Raw genomic sequence first — 7435 nt, forward strand, 5'->3', positions numbered from 1 at the left:
TCGCTCCCGGAAACCAATCAATTCCTTTCCGACGCACGCTATCTGATCGGGGCCATTGCCGTACCGCGCGGCATGCCGCTATTCCGCTGGAATGAATCGGATCGTTCCACTCGCGAAACGGCGCTCCGAGAGTGGGTGAAGCAGGGAAGCCCCTGTCTGGAGCCGCAACTGACCGGATGCGCATTCCAACTGCTGATCGCCGATGCCTACCACGCCGCGTGCCGAAATGCCGACAGCCGAAGCATTGCGCGCCGTGATTGGCGGATTCCATGACAAGCGTCTGGAGGAATACCGAATCCCCTTTTTCACGGCGTCGTCTGGCCACTGCTCGGCGCCGAGGATGAAACAACCGATGTTACCGGCGAAATTGAAGGCATCCTGCGCGAGACCGGTATCAAGGAAGTCCTGGTGCATGGCCAGCGCTTCCCCTTCGAGTTTTGCGACGATTGCGGTGCCCCCCTCTACCCCAACACCGAAGGTGAAACGGTACACGCCGAATTGCCGGAGCAGAGCAACGCACCCTCGCAAACCTTGCATTGATCGCCGCCGATGCGAAATTCCGACCTGCTGCAACGCAGCCTGAAAGCCGTCTGGCATCCCTGCACGCAGATGAAGCAGCACACCGACCAAGGCGCCGGAGCGCTGCCTCTGATCCCCATCAGCCACGGCAAGGGCGTCTGGCTCCATGATTTCGATGGCAAACGCTATCTGGATGGCATCAGCTCGTGGTGGGTCAATCTTTTTGGCCACTGCAACCCGCGCATCAATGCCGCCCTGCGCGATCAGCTCGAACAGCTTGAACACGTCATCCTCGCCGGCTGCACGCACCGCCCGGTGGTCGAGCTGTCGGAACGCCTTTCAGCGTTGACCGGCGGCGCCCTGGGGCATTGCTTTTACGCCTCGGACGGTGCGTCGGCAACCGAGATTGCACTGAAGATGTCCTTCCACAGTTGGCGCAATCGCGGCCGCGAGAAGAAGCAGGATTTCCTCTGCCTTGAAGGCAGCTACCATGGCGAAACCGTTGGCGCGCTGGCTGTTACCGACGTGGCGATTTTCAGGGACGCCTACGCACCGCTGATCCGCCCGGCCGCCACCGTACCGACCCCCGACGCGCGCAGAGCACGCGATGGCGAGACGCCGGCTGACGTTGCACGTCGCGCTGCCGCTGCGCTCGAGCAACATCTGGAACGGCATCATGAAAGCATCGCCGCATTGATCGTCGAACCGCTAATCCAGTGCGCCGGCGGCATGGCCATGTACGACCCGGAGTACCTGCGCCTTGCGCGCGCGTTATGCGACCGTTATGAGGTGCACCTGATCTGCGACGAGATCGCCGTCGGTTGCGGGCGCACCGGAACGTTCTTCGCACACGAACAGGCCGCGAGTGAAAACCACCCCTTCAAACCGGACTTCCTGTGCCTCTCGAAAGGCATTTCCGGGGGCTATCTGCCGCTGTCGATCGTTCTCACCACGGATGCCGTGTACGAAGCCTTCTACGACGATGCCACCGCGCGCGGTTTCCTGCATTCGCACTCCTACACAGGCAACGCGCTGGCCTGCCGCGCGGCGCTGGCTACCCTCGACATCTTCGACAGCGATCAGGTACTCGAGGGCAACAAGGGCCGCGCGACCAAGCTCGCCGCCGCGCTTCGCCCGTTGAACGAAGATCCGAATGTCAGACATCTGCGTCAGCGCGGGATGATTCTCGCCTTCGACGTGAACACCGATGACCCGCATTTCTCCCGCCGCTTCTACCGCGCCGCCCTCGAGCGGGAAGCCCTGGTCCGCCCGATCGGCAATACGGTCTATCTGATGCCCCCGTACATTGTCGGCGACGAGGACATCGCCCATCTCGGCCAAGCCGTCACTGGGGCACTGGCCGCGGCACTGGTCTGAACGGACGCACCCGACTTACCGCGCCGGCAAGACCGACCTGATCCAATCCAGCAAGGTGGGCAGATTGACCGCCCCGGACTGCCTCGCGATCTCACGTCCGCCCTGAAACAGGGCCAGCGTCGGAATGCTGCGGATGCCGAAGCGCGTCGCGATCTCGCCCTCCGCTTCGGTATTGAGCTTGGCGACGCGCAACGTCAGCGCCAATTCACTTGCCGCTTGGGAAATCACCGGCGTCATTGTTCGGCAGGGACCGCACCAAGGCGCCCAGAAATCGACCAGTACCGGCAAATCGGAATCCGCGACATGACGAGCAAAATTTGCGGCGTTCAATTCCAGGGGAGTGCCGGTGATCAGCATTTGTTTGCAGCGACCGCAGACCGGACGATCGGCAAGACGATCTGCCTGCACCCGATTGACAGTGTCGCAATGGGGACACACCAGTTCTAGTTTTTGGTCCATAGGGAATCCATCCATTAGATAAACCTAATGTAGTGTTGTTACGCAAAAAATCAACCCTGCTGAGCAAATTGGAAATGGGGGCTCACGTCACAAGCTTTCCAGAGGCTTTGCACGAAGCGCAACCGACCATTGAGAGGCGCCTCGCGTGCAAGCACTTGGTGGACATCGATTTAGTGCTATAAGATGTGGCGCACGTGAATACCAACTCTTCCGCCTTATTCTGGCACTTCCGAAAACGCGGCCGGACCTTCCTGGTTCTTGGCCTGCTGGCGCTTGCCCTTCAGCTCTGGGCTTCCTTGGGCATCATGCCCAAGGCAGGGGCAGACGGTTCGGTCGTAGGCCAGATCTGTACCGTCAATGGCTTGATAACGGTTCAATTGCCAACGGCCGGGCCGGGCGACAGCGTCCCGTCACACGATAATCACAGCGACCATAGCTGCTGTACCTACTGTGGCAGCACCCCCACGTTGTTGGCGCTGGCTGGTCCTGGCGCCGTCTCACAGGCACTGGCTTTCGTTGCCCGCACATGGAACGATTCTGGCGTAAATCTGCCTGCGGGTCGATACCGCCTGCCGCCTTCCCACGCACCACCGCACTTCTGATCCTGCGTCATCACGATGACAGACTGACCGGCTGACGCCGGCGTCTGTGCTTTGTCATTACTCGGAAGGACAGAAGACCATGACGGCACTTTCTGCGGGAAGCGACGGGCGCGCGCCTGTCGCCGCTACGCCCAATGCATCACCCTATCTCTATTTCAGCGATGATCGGCCGATCTACCTGGCCGGTACGACCGGACCCAGTTGGCGCATTCGGCGCGGCGTCGTACGCCTGAGTCACCCATCTCCTGACGGCAATACCCCCGTCTTTGCCGGCATTGCAAGAGTCGGCGATATTCTCGGCAGCGAGATTCAGCTCTTTGGCACCTACACCTGTGACGCCTATCCCATCGGAGAGGTTGAACTGGAAGCCTGGCTCCAAGCCGACACCCGAAGCCTGCTGCGCACAATTGCCGCTGCGGAACGCCGCACGGTGGAGGCGATTTCCCTGCGAGCCGGCGAAGCCATGGATCGCATCCGGCGCTTGTTCGTCATTCTTTCGGGGGAAACGGCGCAGGAGACTATCCCGGTGTTTATCCCTTGCCTGAAGGACATGGCGGACATCACCGGCCTGACGCAGGAAACCGTATCCCGAGTCGTCAGCCAACTGCGCCGCCTGGGCATCCTCACCCGACAAGGTCGCAGCCACGGTGTCATCGTAATGAACGCACTCAAAAAACTGCCTCTTCAGGCTTCTTAATGCCTCAAACATTCCTAATCAAGGACTTACCTATGAACTTCTCTGCTTGTACGACCCGTATTGCCTTTTCCCTGGCCACCACGCTCATTTCACTATCGGCCGCCGCCCAGGTCAGCGTCAGTAACCCCTGGGTGCGCGCTACCGTGCCCGCACAAAAAGTCACCGGCGCATTCATGGATTTGACCGCCACACAGGATGCCCGTCTGGTCGCGGTCAAATCACCGGGCGCCGGAACGGTCGAAGTGCATGAAATGAGCACTGATGGCGGCGTCATGAAGATGCGAGCGATGCCTGGCGGCCTCGAACTGCCTGCCGGCAGATCGGTGGAGCTCAAACCGGGCGGCTACCACATCATGCTCATGGATCTGAAGGCTCAAGTAAAGGAAGGCGACCGAGTGCCAATGACCCTGATCATCGAATACAAGGATGGCAAGCGCCAGACCCTCGATATCACCGCTCCGGTCAAGGCGCTGTCGGCCGGCGCCGCACCGAAGGGCCACAGCAATCACGTTGCGCACTGAATACGAGAAGTGCGCTTGCCAGGAGTGTCGGTAGCGCACGATCCAATGACATCTTTCGATAGGTTCAACAATGAAACGTATTGCTATTTTCTGCGGCATCATCACGCCGTCCATGTTCGCTTTGGCCGCTGAGGCTGACCTGGCGAACATCGTTGTCACCGCCAAGAGTAGTGAAACCCCCAATGCGATAGCCGTCGCTCCCAACACGCTGCGCGCCCAGCAGGCAGCGACCAGCGACACGGCCAGCCTGCTCAGGGATGTGCCCGGCGTCAGCCTGTACGGCGCGGGTGGCACATCGAGTCTTCCCGTCATCCATGGCCTGGCTGACGACCGGCTTCGTATCAAGGTCGATGGCATGGACCTGATCGCCTCCTGCCCCAACCATATGAACCCGGCACTGTCTTACCTCGACCCGAGCAATGTTGCCAAGCTTGAAGTCTATGCGGGGATTTCACCGGTCAGCGTCGGTGGCGACAGCATCGGTGGCACCATTCTTGCGACCATGGCAACCGAATCCTTCAACTTGAGCTACTCGGGCTCCGCAGCCAAATCGGACAACTACAAAGCGGGTGGCGACTTCAAGACCCGCACCGACACGGGCCGGCCCGGCCACACCCTGCCCTTGGATGAGGTGGGCTCCACAGCCTACGATACGCAGAACCAATCCATCGGCGTGGCTTTCAAGAGCGGCCAGCACCTCATCGAAGCCAAATTCGGCTATCAGAACGTGCCCGAGCAACTCTTCCCCAATCAGCGCATGGATATGCTCGAAAATACCCAGCATCGCGCCAACCTTCGCTATGTCGGTGACTTCGACTGGGGTTCGCTGGAAGCCCGTGCGTATCGGGAAACGGTTGAGCATTACATGAATTTCGGTGCCGACAAGCAACTGGCCTATGGGACAGCCATCAATGGCATGCCGATGAACACCAAAGGCAAAACGACCGGGGCCAGCATCAAAGCCAGTATCAACTTGAGTTTGCAGGACCTCCTGCGCATCGGCGGCGAAGTTCAGCATTACACGCTTAATGACTGGTGGCCACCCTCGGGTACCGGCGGGATGTCTCCCAATACGTTCATAAATATCAACGATGGCGAACGCAACCGCACCGCGCTCTTCGGTGAATGGGAAAAGCAGCTGAGCCCCCAATGGATGACACTGCTCGGCGCGCGCTACGAGCTCGTCACGACCAATGCGGGTCCGGTACATGGCTACAATCTGGCGACATTCCCGACCGTAGGCGTACCTGCGGGAATGATGAACCAGACCCGGGACGCCGCCAATTTCAATAATGCCGATCGCGACAAAACCGACAATAATCTGGATCTCACCGCGCTCGGTCGCTACACCGTCAACGCCAACTACGGCATCGAATTCGGCCTTGCACGAAAGGTTCGCTCGCCGAACCTGTATGAGCGCTACTCGTGGTCGACGGCTAACATGATGGCGATCATGAACAACTACGCCGGCGACGGCAACGGCTACATCGGCGACATCAACCTCAAACCGGAAAAAGCTTACGCCATCAGCGCCACCTTTGATTGGCATGCCGCAAACCGCGAATGGGAATTCAAGACCACACCGTATTACACGCGAGTCAGTGACTATATTGACGCCATTAAGACGGCTGCCTTCACGGCTAACCAGTTCAACGTACTCCAATTTGCCAATCAGTCAGCGCGGCTGTACGGCCTTGACGTATCAGGCCACATGCCGCTAGCCAGAACCAGCTTTGGAGAGTTCGGCTTGAAGGGTCTGCTGAGCTACACCAATGGCAAGAACCGCGATACCGGCGACGATCTGTACAACATCATGCCGCTCAATGCCAAGCTGATGCTCACGCAACAACTCGGCGCGTGGGATAACAGCGCCGAACTGGTGATGGTGAAAGCCAAGGATCAGGTATCGGACGTGCGCAATGAAATCCAGACCGCCGGCTATAGCCTGGTGAATCTGCGCGCCAGCTATCAGTGGCGGCAAGCGCGCATCGATTTTGGTGTGGAAAACCTCTTCGACAAACGTTACGACCTGCCGCTGGGTGGTGCCTACGTAGGTCAGGGCAGCACGATGGCGCTGAACGCGGCAAACATGCCGTGGGGCATTGCCGTTCCAGGCGCTGGACGCTCCCTGTATGCAGGCCTCAATTTGAAATTTTAGGTCGTCTTTTGCACGCAACACTTGACTGAAAGACTCTCGATACGGCCTACTTCAGCCTCGGCAAGCTACGGCTTGCCGAGCTTGCCCAATCTGGACAGAAATAGCACCCAACAAAACTGATAACCTGTCCACCGCTTCAGGGCCATCGCTTTGATGCTTGATTCAATGCCCGAATACCCTCAATACCCGCCACCCTCACTGAACACCGATGTCTGAATCCCCACTCTACGCAGAACTTGCCGCGCAATCGCTTCAACTGGCTGAAAACGGACTCACGCGCCGCCGACGCACCCTGGACGCCCCGTGCGGGCCACTGGCACGCGTCGATGGCCGCGATCTGGTCAGTTTCTGCAGCAACGACTACCTCGGTCTGGCCAATGCCCCCGAGCTGGTCGAAGCGGCCTGCGCCGGCGCCAGAGTCTGGGGCGTCGGCAGCGGCGCTTCGCATCTGGTCAGCGGTCACATGCGCCCGCACGACGAGCTCGAACACCAGCTCGCCGCCTTCACCGGCTTCCCGCGTGCTCTGCTCTTCTCCACCGGCTATCTGGCCAACCTCGGCATCGTGCCGGCATTGCTCGGGCGTGGAGATGCCGTATTTTCCGACAAGCTCAACCATGCCTCGCTGATCGATGCCGTTCAGCTCTCGCGGGCCGACAACAAGCGCTATCCGCACGGCGATCTGGACACACTCGAACGTCTGCTCGCCAGCAGCAGCGCCAGGCGCAAGATGATTCTGACGGACGCCGTGTTCAGCATGGACGGCGATCTGGCCCCGTTGCCCGCTCTGCTTGAACTCGCCGAACGCTTCGACGCCTGGCTGGTGGTCGACGACGCGCATGGCTTCGGCGTTCTTGGCGCGCAAGGGCGCGGCAGCCTCGCGCACTTCAAGCTGGGCGCTTCGCAACGCCTCGTCTATATGGGCACGCTGGGCAAGGCCGCCGGCGCTTCCGGCGCCTTCGTCGCCGCGCACGAAGCGGTCATCGAATGCCTGCTGCAAAACGCCCGAAGCTATATCTTCACCACCGGATCAAGCCCCGTCGTGGCCTGCGCCCTGCTCGCCAGCCTCAAGCTGATCGAGAACGGCGACGCCCGCCGCGAGCAT

General features: G+C 60.1%; 7 protein-coding genes and 1 pseudogene. 7 read left to right on the forward strand and 1 reads right to left on the reverse strand.

Annotated features, from left to right (window positions below; all coding sequences use genetic code 11):
- Window positions 1-54 precede the first annotated feature (54 nt).
- Together PROAA_RS12875 and PROAA_RS12880 are read left to right on the forward strand one after the other, a co-directional pair.
- Window positions 55-540, forward strand: a pseudogene (locus tag PROAA_RS12875) (DUF2863 family protein).
- Between the two features lie 9 nt (window positions 541-549).
- Window positions 550-1896, forward strand: coding sequence for an adenosylmethionine--8-amino-7-oxononanoate transaminase (locus PROAA_RS12880; RefSeq protein WP_186411727.1), 1347 nt, complete (start codon window positions 550-552; stop codon window positions 1894-1896).
- A gap of 15 nt (window positions 1897-1911) precedes the next feature.
- Here PROAA_RS12880 and trxC read toward each other — a convergent pair whose 3' ends face one another.
- Window positions 1912-2355, reverse strand: a complete 444-nt coding sequence (gene trxC, locus PROAA_RS12885) for a thioredoxin TrxC (RefSeq protein WP_186411728.1) — start codon at window positions 2353-2355, stop codon at window positions 1912-1914.
- Window positions 2356-2549: 194 nt separating this feature from the next.
- On the opposite strand from trxC, the gene PROAA_RS12890 reads away from it, so the two are divergent.
- The 5 genes from PROAA_RS12890 to PROAA_RS12910 form a co-directional block, all read left to right on the forward strand.
- Window positions 2550-2957: a DUF2946 family protein gene (locus PROAA_RS12890; RefSeq protein ID WP_186411729.1), complete on the forward strand. Its 408-nt coding sequence runs from the start codon at window positions 2550-2552 to the stop codon at window positions 2955-2957.
- Between the two features lie 79 nt (window positions 2958-3036).
- On the forward strand, window positions 3037-3654 hold the full coding sequence (locus tag PROAA_RS12895; RefSeq protein WP_186411730.1) for a Crp/Fnr family transcriptional regulator: 618 nt from the start codon (window positions 3037-3039) through the stop codon (window positions 3652-3654).
- Window positions 3655-3686: 32 nt separating this feature from the next.
- On the forward strand, window positions 3687-4175 hold the full coding sequence (locus tag PROAA_RS12900; RefSeq protein WP_186411731.1) for a copper chaperone PCu(A)C: 489 nt from the start codon (window positions 3687-3689) through the stop codon (window positions 4173-4175).
- Between the two features lie 70 nt (window positions 4176-4245).
- On the forward strand, window positions 4246-6333 hold the full coding sequence (locus tag PROAA_RS12905) for a TonB-dependent receptor (protein ID WP_186411732.1): 2088 nt from the start codon (window positions 4246-4248) through the stop codon (window positions 6331-6333).
- Window positions 6334-6541: 208 nt separating this feature from the next.
- Window positions 6542-7435, forward strand: an 894-nt coding sequence (locus tag PROAA_RS12910; RefSeq protein WP_186411733.1) for an aminotransferase class I/II-fold pyridoxal phosphate-dependent enzyme, incomplete at its 3' end; no start/stop codon positions are given.

Source organism: Candidatus Propionivibrio aalborgensis (genome assembly GCF_900089945.1).
Lineage (GTDB): Bacteria > Pseudomonadota > Gammaproteobacteria > Burkholderiales > Rhodocyclaceae > Propionivibrio > Propionivibrio aalborgensis.